The sequence below is a fragment of the Rhodococcus sp. P14 genome (assembly GCF_000256505.1).
GTDB lineage: Bacteria > Actinomycetota > Actinomycetes > Mycobacteriales > Mycobacteriaceae > Rhodococcus > Rhodococcus ruber.
The window spans coordinates 1-864 of sequence record NZ_AJFC01000255.1 but is presented as its reverse complement, the minus strand read 5'-3'; the positions used below and the strand labels follow the sequence as shown (position 1 = coordinate 864).

Sequence of the window (864 nt, the reverse complement as noted above, 5' to 3'; positions counted from 1 at the left end):
CCCCCCCCGCCGTCGCGGCGCGCATGTCCACGGGCCGGTCCAGTTCGAGCACGCCGATGCCGCCGAGCACCCGCGCGTCCACCACGCCCGGCAGCTCCCGCGCCGGCGCCAGACCCGCTTCGAGGCCGGCGCCGAGCGCGGCGACCTCGCCGCGCCAGTCGCGCGAGAGCAGCAGCTCCACGGCAGCGACGGCCACCGCGCACGCGAGCGGATTGCCCATGAACGTCGGGCCGTGCATGATGCCGCCGCCCTCGCCCGCGCTGACCGCCTCGGCGACGGCCGACGTGCACAGCACCGCCGCCAGCGTCAGATATCCGCCGGTCAGCGCCTTGCCCACGCACATGACGTCCGGCGCGACGGCCGCGTGATCGGCGGCGAACAGCTCCCCGGTGCGACCGAACCCGGTGGCGATCTCGTCGAAGATCAACAGCAGGCCATGGGTGTCGCACATCCGGCGCAGCTCGGTCAGGTAGCGGGGGTCGTGGAAGCGCATGCCACCCGCGCCCTGGACCACCGGCTCGACGATCACGGCGGCCAGCTCGTCCGTGTGGGCCTCGAGCGTGGCCTCGAACTCGGCGACGTACGCCGGGTCGAACTCGCGCGGCGGCGCCGGCGCGAACACCTGCCGCTGCAGTACGCCGGTCCACATCGAGTGCATGCCGCCGTCGGGGTCGCACACGCTCATCGGCGCGAACGTGTCACCGTGGTAGCCGCCCCGCCAGGTCATGAGCCGGTGCCGTCCCGGCCGGCCCACCGCGCGCTGGTACTGCAGGGCGAGCTTGACCGCGACCTCCACCGACACCGACCCGGAATCGGCGAGGAAGACCTTGTCCAGGCCGTCGGGGGTGATCCGCACGAGCAGCT

1 protein-coding gene is annotated in these 864 nt (G+C 73.8%); it reads right to left on the bottom strand.

All coding sequences use genetic code 11. The features are described 5' to 3' along the window. The coding region (locus OEY_RS0118075) for an aminotransferase class III-fold pyridoxal phosphate-dependent enzyme (protein WP_029540096.1) at positions 1-864 on the bottom strand (864 nt) is incomplete at both ends.